Below are 13,167 nucleotides of genomic sequence, written 5' to 3' on the forward strand. Positions count from 1 at the left end.
AGAGAGCTAGCGGCACGCCAGCCAGCCTGATTTAGGAGATAGTCCATGAAATTGCCGATTTACCTTGATTACTCTGCGACTACCCCGGTTGATCCGCGTGTCGCGCAAAAGATGAGTGAATGCCTGCTGGTCGACGGAAACTTCGGTAACCCGGCTTCCCGTTCCCACGTGTTTGGCTGGAAAGCCGAAGAGTCCGTCGAAAACGCCCGTCGTCAGGTGGCCGACCTGGTCAACGCCGACCCGCGCGAAATCGTCTGGACCTCCGGTGCCACCGAATCCGACAACCTGGCAATCAAGGGTGCGGCACATTTCTATGCCACCAAAGGCAAGCACCTGATCACCACCAAGATCGAGCACAAGGCTGTCCTGGACACCATGCGCCAACTGGAGCGTGAAGGTTTCGAAGTGACCTACATCGAGCCTCGCACCGACGGCCTGGTCACGCCTGAGATGATCGAAGCCGAACTGCGCGACGACACCATCCTGGTTTCGGTCATGCACGTGAACAACGAAATCGGCACCATCAACGACATCGCGGCCATCGGCGAGCTGACCCGTTCCAAGGGCATCCTGTTCCACGTCGACGCCGCCCAGTCCACTGGCAAGGTCGAAATCGACCTGCAGAAGCTGAAAGTCGACATGATGTCGTTCTCCGCCCACAAGACCTACGGTCCTAAAGGCATCGGCGCGCTGTACGTCAGCCGCAAGCCGCGCGTACGTATCGAAGCGACCATGCACGGCGGCGGTCACGAGCGCGGCATGCGTTCGGGCACCCTGGCGACCCACCAGATCGTCGGCATGGGCGAAGCTTTCCGGGTAGCCAAGGAAGACATGGCTGCCGAGAACGTGCGTATCAAGGCCTTGAGCGACCGTTTCTACAAGCAGGTCGAGCACCTGGAAGAGCTGTACGTCAACGGCAGCATGACCGCCCGCGTCCCGCACAACCTGAACCTGAGCTTCAACTACGTTGAAGGCGAGTCGCTGATCATGGCGCTCAAGGACCTGGCGGTTTCGTCCGGTTCGGCCTGCACCTCGGCGTCCCTTGAGCCTTCGTACGTACTGCGCGCCCTGGGCCGCAACGACGAGCTGGCACACAGCTCGATCCGCTTCACCTTCGGCCGTTTCACCACCGAAGAAGAAATCGATTATGCCGCGCAGAAAGTCTGCGAGGCCGTTACCAAGCTGCGCGCTTTGTCGCCGCTGTGGGACATGTACAAAGACGGCGTCGATATCTCGAAGATCGAGTGGGCGGCACACTAAATAAAGAAGCCGCCAGATACAGCTCCTGTAGCGACGCGGCGACTGACGCAAGCGCAGCTACAGGGTCTCAAGAGCGGCCCTGATGAGTGAGGATTGAGAATCATGGCTTACAGCGAAAAGGTCATCGACCACTACGAAAACCCGCGCAACGTCGGCAAGATGGACGCGGAAGATCCTGATGTCGGCACCGGCATGGTCGGCGCTCCGGCGTGCGGCGACGTGATGCGCCTGCAGATCAAGGTCAACGACGCCGGCATCATCGAAGATGCCAAGTTCAAGACCTACGGCTGCGGTTCGGCTATCGCTTCCAGCTCCCTCGCCACCGAGTGGATGAAGGGCAAGACCCTGGACGAAGCGGAAACCATCAAGAACACCCAGCTGGCTGAAGAGCTGGCCCTGCCGCCAGTCAAAATTCACTGCTCGGTACTCGCCGAAGACGCCATCAAGGCGGCCGTTCGCGATTACAAGCAGAAGAAAGGCTTGATCTGACTTTCAGTTTTTGGCGACGAGTAAGGAGTCACCGATGGCTATCAGCATGACAGAAGCGGCTGCTCGACACGTGCGACGCTCCCTTGACGGGCGCGGCAAAGGTGAGGGGATTCGCCTGGGTGTTCGCACCACGGGCTGCTCCGGCCTTGCCTACGTGCTGGAGTTTGTCGACGAGGTGGTTGCAGAGGACCAGGTGTTCGAGAGTCACGGCGAGAAAGTGATCATCGACCCGAAAAGCCTGGCCTACCTGGACGGCACCGAGCTCGATTTCGTCAAGGAAGGGTTGAACGAAGGCTTCAAGTTCAACAACCCCAACGTGCGCGGTGAATGTGGCTGCGGCGAAAGCTTCAACATCTGAGGCTTGTCGTGGGAACTCCTTGTCATTTCGCTTTATTCGAGCTGCAACCGAGCTTCAACCTGGATCTCGACCAGCTGGCTACGCGCTACCGAGAGTTGGCGCGCAGTGTTCATCCAGACCGCTTTGCCGACGCTTCCGAGCGGGAGCAGCGGCTGGCGTTAGAGCAATCCGCGAGCCTCAACGAGGCCTACCAGACGCTCAAGAGTCCACCCAAGCGCGCGCGTTACCTGCTCGCCTTGAATGGTGGCGAGCTGCCGCTGGAGGTTACGGTGCATGATCCGGAGTTTCTTCTGCAACAGATGGAGTTGCGCGAAGAGCTCGAAGACCTGCAGGACAGCGCCGACCTCAATGGCGTTGCCGTCTTCAAGCGCCGCCTGAAAGTGGCCCAGGAAAAACTGAACGACAGTTTCGCAGCTTGCTGGAATGATGCAGCGCAACGTGAACAGGCCGAACGCCTGATGCGGCGCATGCAGTTCCTCGACAAGCTCACCTACGAAGTGCGCCAGCTGGAAGAGCGCCTCGACGATTAACCCAGTGCCGCTCCGGTCGCACGCCTGATATACAGATAAGTCCTGATAACGATGGCCCTACTGCAGATCGCCGAACCCGGCCAAAGTCCTCAACCGCACCAGCGTCGCCTGGCTGTGGGGATCGACTTGGGCACTACCAATTCGCTGGTCGCTGCGTTGCGCAGTGGTCTTTCCGAGCCGCTGGCTGATGCGCAAGGGCAGGTCATCCTGCCGTCTGCCGTGCGCTATCACGCCGATCGCGTCGAGGTTGGCGAATCCGCCAAGCTGGCTGCCGCCACCGATCCCTTGAACACCGTGCTGTCGGTCAAGCGCTTGATGGGTCGTGGTCTGTCCGACGTCAAGCAATTGGGTGATCAGTTGCCGTACCGCTTTGTCGGTGGCGAGTCGCACATGCCGTTCATCGAGACGATCCAGGGGCCGAAAAGCCCGGTCGAGGTCTCGGCGGACATCCTCAAGGTCTTGCGCCAGCGTGCCGAAGCCACTTTGGGCGGCGAGCTGGTAGGTGCGGTCATCACTGTTCCTGCCTATTTCGACGATGCCCAGCGTCAAGCCACCAAGGATGCGGCCAAACTGGCCGGCCTGAATGTGCTGCGTTTGCTCAACGAGCCGACCGCTGCGGCAGTGGCTTACGGTCTGGACCAGCACGCCGAAGGCCTGGTTGCCATCTATGACCTGGGCGGCGGCACCTTCGATATTTCGATTCTGCGCCTGACCGGCGGTGTGTTCGAAGTCCTGGCTACCGGCGGCGACAGCGCCCTGGGCGGTGATGACTTCGACCACGCAATTGCTGGCTGGATCATCGAGAGCGCCGGTCTGTCCGCCAATCTCGATCCGGGTGCGCAGCGTCAGCTGCTGCAAACGGCTTGCGCCGCCAAGGAGGCCCTGACCAACGCCTCGTCGGTCGAAGTGGCTCATGGCGACTGGAAAGCCGAGCTGACCCGCGAAGCCTTCGATGCCTTGATCGAGCCGATGGTCGCGCGCAGCCTGAAAGCCTGTCGCCGCGCGGTGCGTGATTCCGGTGTGGAGCTGGAAGACGTGCATGCGGTGGTCATGGTCGGCGGCTCGACTCGCGTGCCTCGCGTCCGCGAAGCCGTCGCCGAAGCCTTCGGTCGCCAGCCATTGACTGAAATCGACCCGGATCAAGTGGTGGCCATCGGTGCCGCGATCCAGGCCGATACCCTGGCCGGCAACAAGCGCGATGGCGATGAATTGCTGCTGCTGGACGTGATTCCATTGTCCCTGGGCCTGGAAACCATGGGCGGCCTGATGGAGAAGGTGATTCCACGCAACACCACCATCCCCGTCGCTCGGGCGCAGGACTTCACCACTTACAAAGATGGCCAGTCGGCCATGGCGATCCACGTGTTGCAGGGCGAGCGCGAGCTGATCAGCGACTGCCGCTCCCTGGCGCGCTTCGAATTGCGCGGTATTCCGGCGATGGTGGCCGGCGCGGCGAAGATTCGCGTGACCTTCCAGGTCGATGCCGATGGCTTGCTCAGTGTTTCCGCCCGCGAACTGGGTTCAGGCGTCGAGGCCAGCATCCAGGTCAAACCGTCCTACGGCCTGACCGACGGCGAAATCGCCAAGATGCTCAAGGATTCGTTCCAGCACGCCAACGACGACAAGGTTGCCCGCGTTCTGCGTGAGCAGCAGGTCGATGCCCAGCGCCTGATCGAAGCGGTACAGGCCGCCCTGGAAGCTGACGGCGAGCGCTTGCTGGACGCCGACGAGCGCATGGTCATCGAACTGCAAGTGCAGGAACTGACCGAGCTGATGAAAGGTACCGATGGCTACGCCATCGAGCAGCAGACCAAGCGTCTGTCGCAAGTGACCGACGCCTTTGCTGCCCGCCGCCTGGACTCGACGGTGAAAGCCGCGCTGGCGGGGCGCAACCTGAATGAGATTGAGGAATAACGATGCCGCAGGTCATTTTTCTGCCACATGAAAAGTTTTGCCCTGAAGGCATGGTCGTCGAGGCTGAGCCGGGTATTTCCATCCTCGAGCTGGCTCACGAACACCATATCGAGATGGAAAGTGCCTGTGGCGGCGTCTGCGCCTGCACCACCTGCCACTGCATCATCCGCGAGGGTTTCGATTCGCTGGAAGAGGCTGATGAGCTGGAGGAGGACTACCTCGACAAGGCTTGGGGGCTGGAGCGTGAGTCGCGCCTGGGCTGTCAGGCCAAGGTCGGCACCGAAGACCTGACTGTCGAAATTCCGAAATACTCGCTCAACCACGCAGCCGAAGCGCCGCACTGATTCAAGGAATTGTCATGAGTCTCAAGTGGACTGATGTGCTGGAAATCGCAATCCAGCTGGAAGAAAGCAAGCCTGAAGTGGACCCTATGTCGGTCAACTTCGTCGATCTGCGCAAATGGGTGATGGAATTGCCCAAATTCGACGACAAGCCTGAGCATTGTGGCGAAAAGATCCTGGAGGCCATTCAGGCCCACTGGATCGAAGAACGCTTGTAGGAGCTGACTCGCGAAGCGAGGCTGCGATCTTTCCGGTGCCACTTGAATCTCAAGCGAAAGGCCAGGATCAAAGGATCGCAGCCTTCGGCAGCTCCTACAGAGCTGGCGACCTGTACACAGTTAGGCAATACCCAAGAACCCGCGTATAATTCGCGGGTTTAATTTTTCGCAAATTACCGTTTCTGGAGTTACACCATGGCTGTTCAACGTACTTTCTCCATCATCAAGCCTGACGCCGTTGCTAAAAACGTGATCGGCAAGATCGTTTCCCGTTTCGAAGACGCTGGCCTGCGCGTTGTAGCTTCGAAAATGAAGCAACTGTCCAAAGCCGAAGCCGAAGGCTTCTACGCTGAGCACAGCGAGCGCGGTTTCTTCGGTGACCTGGTAGCGTTCATGACCTCCGGCCCGGTTGTCGTTCAGGTTCTGGAAGGCGAAAACGCCATCGCTCGCAACCGTGAGCTGATGGGCGCTACCAACCCTAAAGAAGCTGCTGCCGGCACCATCCGTGCTGACTTCGCTGAATCGATCGACGCCAACGCCGTACACGGTTCGGACTCCGAAGCCGCTGCCGCTCGCGAAATCGCATACTTCTTCGCAGCTACTGAAGTAACCACTCGCTAAGCATTGGCTTAAGAGTGAAGGTGAATCCATGACTACATCGACTGTAAAAACCAACCTGCTGGGTCTGACTCAACAGGAAATGGAAAAATTCTTCGACTCAATCGGGGAGAAGCGTTTCCGTGCCGGTCAGGTAATGAAATGGATTCACCACTTTGGCGTCGATGATTTCGACGCCATGACGAACGTCAGCAAGGCCCTGCGCGAGAAGCTCAAGGCCGTTGCTGAAGTTCGCGGTCCGGAAGTGGTCAGCGAGGACATCTCCAGCGACGGCACCCGCAAGTGGGTGGTGCGCGTGGCGTCCGGCAGCTGCGTCGAGACCGTGTACATTCCCCAGGGCAAACGCGGCACCTTGTGCGTTTCGTCCCAGGCAGGCTGTGCCCTGGATTGCAGTTTCTGCTCCACCGGCAAGCAAGGCTTCAATAGCAACCTCACCGCCGCCGAAGTCATCGGCCAGGTGTGGATTGCCAACAAATCCTTTGGCAGCGTCCCGGCAACCGTCGACCGTGCAATCACCAACGTGGTGATGATGGGCATGGGTGAGCCGCTGCTGAACTTCGACAACGTCATCGCGGCCATGCACCTGATGATGGACGACCTGGGCTACGGCATTTCCAAGCGCCGCGTGACCCTGTCGACCTCCGGCGTGGTGCCGATGATCGATGAGCTGTCCAAGCACATCGACGTCTCCCTGGCGTTGTCACTGCACGCACCGAATGACGCATTGCGTAACCAATTGGTGCCGATCAACAAGAAGTATCCGCTTAAGATGCTTCTCGAGTCGTGCCAGCGCTACATGTCGTCCCTGGGCGAAAAGCGCGTGCTGACCATCGAGTACACCTTGCTCAAGGACGTGAACGACAAGGTCGAGCACGCCGTTGAAATGATCGAGCTGCTCAAGAACATCCCGTGCAAGATCAACCTGATCCCGTTCAACCCGTTCCCGCACTCCGGTTACGAGCGGCCTAGCAACAATGCCATTCGTCGGTTCCAGGATCAGCTTCATCATGCCGGTTTCAACGTCACTGTCCGCACCACCCGTGGTGAAGACATCGACGCGGCCTGTGGTCAATTGGTAGGGCAGGTGCTGGATCGCACCCGTCGCAGCGAACGTTATATCGCCGTGCGTGAACTGAGCGCCGACAACGATATGGCGTCGAACGCTGCGAAGTAATCAAGAGAGGATCTCCATGTCCCTGCGCTTTGCGCTGCTTTTGCTAATGGCCAGCCTGTGCGCTGGCTGTGTGCTTTCGGGCGACTACAACCCGATGAAGACCAGCAAAGGCCGTGGCGAGGCGCGTGAGGCGTATGTGCAGCTGGGCATCGGTTATTTGCAACAAGGCATGACCGAGCGCGCAAAAGTGCCCCTGAAGAAGGCGCTGGAGCTGGACACCGCAGACCCGGACGCCAATGCTGCGCTGGGGTTGGTGTTCCAGGCCGAAATGGAGCCGGAACTGGCTGACCAGCATTTTCGCACGGCGCTGTCTTCCCGTCCCGCCGATGCGCGAATCCTCAACAACTACGGCAGCTTTCTCTACGAGCAGAAACGTTACAAGGAAGCCTACGAGCGTTTCGAACAGGCCGCCGCCGATACCCTGTATCCTGAGCGTTCGCGCGTGTTCGAGAACCTGGGCATGACGGCTTCGATGCTCGGCCAGCGCGAGTTGGCCCAGCAGCAACTGGAAAAAGCCCTGCGTTTGAATCGACAACAGCCTCGGGCATTGCTGGAAATGGCTGAGTTGTCTTACGAAGACAGGCATTATGTGCCCGCGCGTGACTTTTACGACCGTTTTAGCCTGCTTGCCGAGCAAAATGCACGTAGTCTATTGCTCGGCATTCGCCTGGCAAAAGTGTTTGATGATCGTGACAAGGCCGCCAGTGCGGGCCTGCAATTAAAACGACTTTATCCCGGTACATCGGAATATCAGCAATACCTGTCGGAGCAATGATGAAAGCGGCGCATCCCGAAGTTGTAGCAGCGAATCGCGTTAACCCCGGTGAGACCTTGCGCCAGGCCCGCGAAAGCAATGGCTGGTCGCTGGCCGAAGTGGCCCTTAAGCTCAACCTTACCGTCAATTCCCTGAGCAATCTGGAAGCCGGCGATTTCGACAAGCTGCCAGGGCATACCTTCGCCCGCGGCTATATCCGCGCCTATGCCAAATTGCTCGGCATGGACCAGGCCGTCCTGGTCCAGCAGTTCGACCAATCCACCGGTACCGACTCCAAGGGCAGCAGCGTTCACAGCCTGGGCCGTATCGAAGAGCCAGTGCGCGTGTCCCACACCATCCTGCGCATTGTCAGCCTGTTGTTGCTGGTGGCTGTGGTAGGTGGTGGTTTTGTCTGGTGGCAGGACCAGACCTCGCTGCGCACCAAGGACCTGATCAGCCTTGCCCCGGAACACGTGGAAGTCGAAGGTGCCGACGGCACCACCCAGATTCATCCGCTGGATGAGCCGGAAGACCAGGCGGTGGCCGAGGGTGAGGCGCAAAACGCAACAGCCCTGGCATTGCCCCAAGCCGACTCCGCGACCCCGGCTCCGGCTGAAACACCAGCGCCGGCCCCCGTTGCACCGACCGCCGCCGCACCGACCGCCGCCACGCCTGTGACGCCAGCCCCGGCTGTTCCTGCTGCTCCAGCTGTTGCAGCGCCGACGGTGACTGCACCGGTTGCTCCAAGTGTTGCAGCGCCAACCGCTGCGGCACCGGCGCCAGCAGCGCCTGCTGTGGCAGGTCAGGGCCAGGTCCAACTGCAGTTCACCGCCGACTGCTGGACCCAGGTGACCGATGGCAACGGCAAGGTGCTGTTGAGCGGCCTGAAGCGTAAAGGCGAAAGCGTTTCCCTCAATGGCAAGCCGCCGTTTTCCGTACGCCTGGGCTATGCCCGCGGCGCGCAGGTCAGCTACAACGGTCAGGCGGTCAATGTCGCTCCGTTCACCAGTGGCGAGACTGCTCGCCTGAAGTTGGGTCAATAAGTCATGCACGGCGAATCTCCAATCAAACGTCGCGAATCGCGCAAGATCTGGGTCGGTAATGTACCTGTTGGCGGCGATGCGCCCATCGCTGTGCAAAGCATGACCAACAGCGACACCAACGACGTCGCTGCGACCGTTGCGCAAATCAATCGCCTGGAAGCCGCGGGTGTCGATATCGTGCGGGTGTCCGTGCCGGACATGGACGCCGCCGAGGCCTTCGGCAAGATCAAGCAACTGGTCAAGGTGCCCTTGGTCGCCGACATTCACTTCGACTACCGCATCGCCTTGCGCGTGGCCGAACTTGGCGTTGACTGCCTGCGCATCAACCCGGGCAACATCGGTCGCGAAGACCGCGTGCGCGCGGTGGTCGATGCCGCTCGCGATCGTGGCATTCCGATCCGTATCGGGGTGAACGCCGGCTCCCTGGAAAAAGACCTGCAGAAAAAATACGGCGAGCCGACGCCTGCCGCGCTGGTCGAGTCTGCGTTGCGCCACGTCGAACACCTTGAGCGCCTGAACTTCCAGGACTTCAAGGTCAGCGTGAAAGCCTCCGACGTGTTCATGGCCGTCGAAGCCTACCGCTTGCTGGCCAAGGAAATCGTCCAGCCGCTGCACCTGGGGATCACCGAAGCCGGTGGTTTGCGTTCAGGCACGGTGAAATCTGCCGTGGGCCTCGGTATGCTGCTCGCCGAAGGGATTGGCGATACCATTCGCATCTCGTTGGCGGCTGATCCGGTCGAGGAAGTGAAAGTCGGCTACGACATTCTCAAGTCCCTGCATCTGCGTTCCCGTGGCATCAACTTCATCGCCTGCCCGAGTTGCTCGCGGCAGAACTTCGATGTGGTCAAGACCATGAACGAGCTGGAAGGGCGCCTCGAAGACCTGCTGGTACCGCTGGACGTCGCGGTCATCGGTTGCGTGGTCAACGGGCCGGGCGAAGCCAAGGAAGCCCATATCGGCTTGACCGGCGGCACGCCAAACCTGATTTACATCGACGGCAAGCCGTCGCAGAAACTGACGAATGACAATCTGGTGGACGAGCTGGAACGCTTGATCCGCGAGAAAGCGGCCGAGAAGGTCGAAGCTGACGCTGCAGTCATTGCGCGCGGCTGAGCCCGACCGAAGCGCCGAACGAATTTAAGGATTTAATGTGAGCAAGTCTCTGCAAGCCATTCGTGGCATGAACGACATCCTGCCCGAACAGACCCCCCTGTGGCGTCATTTCGAAGGCACCGTTTCGCGCCTGCTGGATAACTACGGTTACAAGCAGATCCGCATGCCGATCGTCGAGTTCACCGAGCTGTTCAAGCGCTCCATCGGTGAAGTGACCGACATCGTCGAAAAAGAGATGTACACCTTCGACGACCGTAACGGCGACTCCCTGACCCTGCGTCCCGAAGGCACGGCAGCCTGCGTGCGCGCGGTGCTCGAGCACGGCATCACCGGCGGTGGCCAGGTGCAGAAGCTTTGGTACATCGGTCCGATGTTCCGCCACGAGCGCCCACAGAAAGGCCGCTATCGCCAGTTCCACCAGATCGGTGTCGAGGTGTTCAACCTCGACGGTCCGGACATCGACGCCGAACTGATCGTGCTGACCTGGCGCCTGTGGGGCGAGCTGGGCATCCGCGATGCGGTCAAGCTCGAACTCAACAGCCTGGGCACCAGCGAGTCCCGGGGCCGCTATCGCGAAGCGCTGGTCGAGTTCCTGTCCGGTCACCTGGACAAGCTGGACGAAGACAGCCAGCGCCGCCTGAAAACCAACCCGCTGCGGGTCCTGGACACCAAGAATGCCGATACACAGGCGATTCTGGTCGATGCGCCGAAAATGGCTGACTACCTCGACGAAGAATCCCGGGTGCACTTCGAGGGCCTCAAGGCTCGCCTGGATGCCGCCGGTATTCCCTATGTGATCAACCCGAAGCTGGTTCGCGGGCTGGACTACTACAGCAAGACCGTTTTCGAATGGGTCACCGACAAACTTGGCGCCCAGGGCACCGTGTGTGCCGGTGGTCGTTACGACGGCCTGGTCGAGCAGATGGGCGGCAAGCCTACTGCCGGCGTCGGTTTCGCCATGGGTATCGAGCGCCTGGTATTGCTGCTCGAAACCCTGGAGCAAATCCCGGAAGAAATCTCCCGTCAGGTCGACGTCTACCTCTGTGCCTTCGGTGAAGCCGCCGAGCTGGCAGGCCTGGCCCTGGCCGAGCGCGTGCGCGACCAGTTGCCCAACCTGCGCCTGCAAGTCAATGCCGGCGCTGGCAGCTTCAAGAGCCAGTTCAAGAAGGCCGACAAGAGCGGTGCGCTGTTCGCACTGATCCTCGGCGACGACGAGATGGCCCAGCAAGTGGTAGGTTTCAAACCCCTGCGTGGCCAGGGCGAACAACAAAGCATTGCCTGGGATGCGCTTGCTGCACACCTGGCCACCTGCGTCGTGCAGGGTTGAAGCTGTCATAACAGCCGAATTAGCGATTAAGGAGTATTGGGGTGTCGAGTACCGAAGACGAACAGCTGGCGGATTTTAAGGAATGGTGGTCACGCAACGGCAAGCCCCTGGTGACTGGCGGCCTGTTGGCGCTGGTCATCGTGTTCGGTTGGCAGGCGTTCCAGAAGTATCAGAGCAACCAGTCGCAAGGTGCCTCGATGCTCTATCAGCAATTGCTCGAAACCACGCTGACGCCTGACGGCAAGCCGGATGCGGCGCGTGTCTCGGACCTGGCCGGCAAGCTCAACAGCGAGTTCGGCGGCAGCGCCTATGCGCAATACGGCAGCCTGTTCGTGGCGAAAGTCGCGGTCGACAGTGGCAAGCTCGATGACGCAGCCAACGAGCTCAAGGCCATCGTCGCCAAGCCGGCCAACCCGGCACTGGGCGAAATCGCCCGTCAGCGCCTGGCGCAGGTGCTGGCCGCGCAGGACAAGGTCGATGAAGCCCTGAAGCTGCTGGAAGGCGATGCCGACAAGGCCTTCCTGGCCACTCGTGAAGAACTCAAGGGCGACCTGCTGGTGCAGTTGGGTCGTACCGACGAAGCGCACGCGGCGTATCAAAAAGCCAAGGCGGCACTGTCGGATGAAGCGGCGGTCGGTGGCCTGCAAATCAAGCTGGACGACCTGGCCAAAGGGGATGCGTGACGTGATTCGTTGGAAGCATGCAGCATTGCTGGCCCTGGCCATTTTGGCCGCGGGTTGCAGCAGCAACAGCAAGAAAGAATTGCCACCGGCCGAATTGACCGACTTCAAGGAAGAAGTGGTCCTGCAGAAGCAGTGGAGTCGTTCGATCGGTGACGGTCAGGGCGAAACCTACAACATGCTGGTTCCGGCCATCGATGGCGATACCATCTATGCCGCCGATGTCACCGGTGTGGTGATGGCGCTGGATCGCAGCAACGGCGACGTCAAATGGAAAAAAGATCTCGAACTGCCTGTTTCCGGCGCTGTTGGCGTGGGTTACGGTCTGCTGACGGTGGGTACGATCAAGGGTGAAATCGTTGCCCTGGACGCCATCAACGGCGAAGAGAAATGGCGCGCGCGCGTGTCCAGTGAAGTCCTCGCACCGCCGGCCAACAATGGCGATGTGGTCGTGGTCCAGACCCAGGACGACCGTTTGATCGGTCTGGATGCCGCCACCGGCAACCAGCGCTGGCTGTATGACAGCACGCCTGCGGTACTGACCCTGCGCGGTACCAGCGCACCGATCGTCACCAACCGCCTCGCGGTGGCTGGCTTTTCGACCGGTAAAGTGGTCGCGCTCGACATTTCCAACGGCGTGCCGGTGTGGGAACAGCGTGTAGCGATCCCGCAAGGTCGTTCGGAACTGGAGCGTGTTGTCGACATCGACGGCGGCTTGCTGTTGTCCGGTGAGACGATTTATGTCGCCAGCTACCAGGGTCGCGTTGCGGCACTGGACCTGCAAAGCGGTCGGCAGCTCTGGCAGCGTGATGCTTCCAGCTATGCCGGTGTCGCCCAGGGTTTTGGCAGCGTCTATGTGAGCCTGTCTTCGGGCACGGTTGAAGGCGTCGACGAGCGTTCCACCACAGCCTTGTGGAGCAACGATTCGCTGGCTCGCCGCCAACTGTCGGCTCCGGAAGTGTTCTCCAGTTATGTTGCAGTCGGTGACCTGGAAGGTTACCTGCACCTGTTGAGTCAGGTGGACGGTCGATTCGTCGGCCGTGAGCGCATCGACAGCGACGGCCTGCGTGCCCGTCCGCTGGTGGTGGGTGACACGATTTATGTATATGGCAACAGCGGCAAACTGGAAGCCCTGACCATTAAGTAAGAACTATGCTTGGGGTTAACCACCCCTGGCTGCTTCACTTGCGGGTATGAATGTGGGAGCGAGCCTGCTCGCGATGGACGTTAACGATGACGTTGGCGACCTGAATAAACGCGGTGCTCCGGCGTTTTTCGTCGGGCCGCCTGGAGCAGGCTCGCTCCCACAGACAAGCGCACAGTGTTGCCCCGAGCACCAGCCGCTGCC

The 13,167-nt window shown here is 60.3% G+C and carries 15 protein-coding genes; all 15 read left to right on the forward strand.

The window, feature by feature from the left end; all coding sequences use genetic code 11:
* Nucleotides 1-45 precede the first annotated feature (45 nt).
* The 15 genes from CGA21_RS22210 to bamB all read left to right on the forward strand — a co-directional run bounded on the left by CGA21_RS22210 (nucleotide 46) and on the right by bamB (nucleotide 12,966).
* Nucleotides 46-1,260 (forward strand): IscS subfamily cysteine desulfurase, encoded by a 1,215-nt coding sequence (locus CGA21_RS22210; protein ID WP_020795599.1) that lies wholly within the window; start codon nucleotides 46-48, stop codon nucleotides 1,258-1,260.
* A 102-nt stretch (nucleotides 1,261-1,362) separates the two neighbouring features.
* Complete coding sequence (gene iscU, locus CGA21_RS22215; protein WP_007974006.1) at nucleotides 1,363-1,749, forward strand: Fe-S cluster assembly scaffold IscU; 387 nt, start codon at nucleotides 1,363-1,365, stop codon at nucleotides 1,747-1,749.
* Between the two features lie 34 nt (nucleotides 1,750-1,783).
* Nucleotides 1,784-2,107, forward strand: a complete 324-nt coding sequence (gene iscA / locus CGA21_RS22220; RefSeq protein ID WP_003227904.1) for an iron-sulfur cluster assembly protein IscA — start codon at nucleotides 1,784-1,786, stop codon at nucleotides 2,105-2,107.
* A gap of 8 nt (nucleotides 2,108-2,115) precedes the next feature.
* Nucleotides 2,116-2,637, forward strand: coding sequence for a co-chaperone HscB (hscB, locus tag CGA21_RS22225; protein WP_008025499.1), 522 nt, complete (start codon nucleotides 2,116-2,118; stop codon nucleotides 2,635-2,637).
* A 51-nt stretch (nucleotides 2,638-2,688) separates the two neighbouring features.
* Nucleotides 2,689-4,551: a Fe-S protein assembly chaperone HscA gene (hscA, locus tag CGA21_RS22230; RefSeq protein WP_110747046.1), complete on the forward strand. Its 1,863-nt coding sequence runs from the start codon at nucleotides 2,689-2,691 to the stop codon at nucleotides 4,549-4,551.
* A gap of 2 nt (nucleotides 4,552-4,553) precedes the next feature.
* Nucleotides 4,554-4,895, forward strand: coding sequence for an ISC system 2Fe-2S type ferredoxin (gene fdx / locus CGA21_RS22235; RefSeq protein WP_020795601.1), 342 nt, complete (start codon nucleotides 4,554-4,556; stop codon nucleotides 4,893-4,895).
* Nucleotides 4,896-4,909: 14 nt separating this feature from the next.
* Complete coding sequence (gene iscX / locus CGA21_RS22240) at nucleotides 4,910-5,110, forward strand: Fe-S cluster assembly protein IscX (protein WP_188265056.1); 201 nt, start codon at nucleotides 4,910-4,912, stop codon at nucleotides 5,108-5,110.
* A 195-nt stretch (nucleotides 5,111-5,305) separates the two neighbouring features.
* Nucleotides 5,306-5,731 (forward strand): nucleoside-diphosphate kinase, encoded by a 426-nt coding sequence (gene ndk, locus CGA21_RS22245; protein ID WP_020795603.1) that lies wholly within the window; start codon nucleotides 5,306-5,308, stop codon nucleotides 5,729-5,731.
* A gap of 28 nt (nucleotides 5,732-5,759) precedes the next feature.
* The gene (gene rlmN, locus CGA21_RS22250) at nucleotides 5,760-6,902 is read left to right on the forward strand and encodes a 23S rRNA (adenine(2503)-C(2))-methyltransferase RlmN (RefSeq protein ID WP_020795604.1); all 1,143 of its coding nucleotides are present in this window, start codon (nucleotides 5,760-5,762) and stop codon (nucleotides 6,900-6,902) included.
* 16 nt (nucleotides 6,903-6,918) lie between these two features.
* Nucleotides 6,919-7,677, forward strand: coding sequence for a type IV pilus biogenesis/stability protein PilW (gene pilW, locus CGA21_RS22255; protein ID WP_188265057.1), 759 nt, complete (start codon nucleotides 6,919-6,921; stop codon nucleotides 7,675-7,677).
* A complete protein-coding gene (locus CGA21_RS22260; protein ID WP_188265058.1) occupies nucleotides 7,677-8,699 on the forward strand; it encodes a RodZ domain-containing protein in 1,023 nt (340 codons plus the stop codon). Before pilW ends, CGA21_RS22260 begins: the two co-directional genes overlap by 1 nt.
* Before the next feature lie 3 nt (nucleotides 8,700-8,702).
* Complete coding sequence (ispG, locus tag CGA21_RS22265; protein WP_020795607.1) at nucleotides 8,703-9,812, forward strand: flavodoxin-dependent (E)-4-hydroxy-3-methylbut-2-enyl-diphosphate synthase; 1,110 nt, start codon at nucleotides 8,703-8,705, stop codon at nucleotides 9,810-9,812.
* Nucleotides 9,813-9,849: 37 nt separating this feature from the next.
* Nucleotides 9,850-11,139: a histidine--tRNA ligase gene (gene hisS, locus CGA21_RS22270; protein WP_020795608.1), complete on the forward strand. Its 1,290-nt coding sequence runs from the start codon at nucleotides 9,850-9,852 to the stop codon at nucleotides 11,137-11,139.
* 41 nt (nucleotides 11,140-11,180) lie between these two features.
* Nucleotides 11,181-11,822, forward strand: coding sequence for a tetratricopeptide repeat protein (locus CGA21_RS22275; protein ID WP_110747052.1), 642 nt, complete (start codon nucleotides 11,181-11,183; stop codon nucleotides 11,820-11,822).
* Nucleotides 11,815-12,966 carry an outer membrane protein assembly factor BamB gene (gene bamB / locus CGA21_RS22280; protein ID WP_020795610.1) on the forward strand — a complete coding sequence of 384 codons (1,152 nt, stop codon included), beginning with the start codon at nucleotides 11,815-11,817 and terminating at the stop codon, nucleotides 12,964-12,966. The genes CGA21_RS22275 and bamB overlap by 8 nt, the downstream gene beginning before the upstream one ends.
* Nucleotides 12,967-13,167: the final 201 nt, after the last annotated feature.

Source organism: Pseudomonas sp. PSB11 (assembly GCF_014596605.1).
GTDB lineage: Bacteria > Pseudomonadota > Gammaproteobacteria > Pseudomonadales > Pseudomonadaceae > Aquipseudomonas > Aquipseudomonas umsongensis.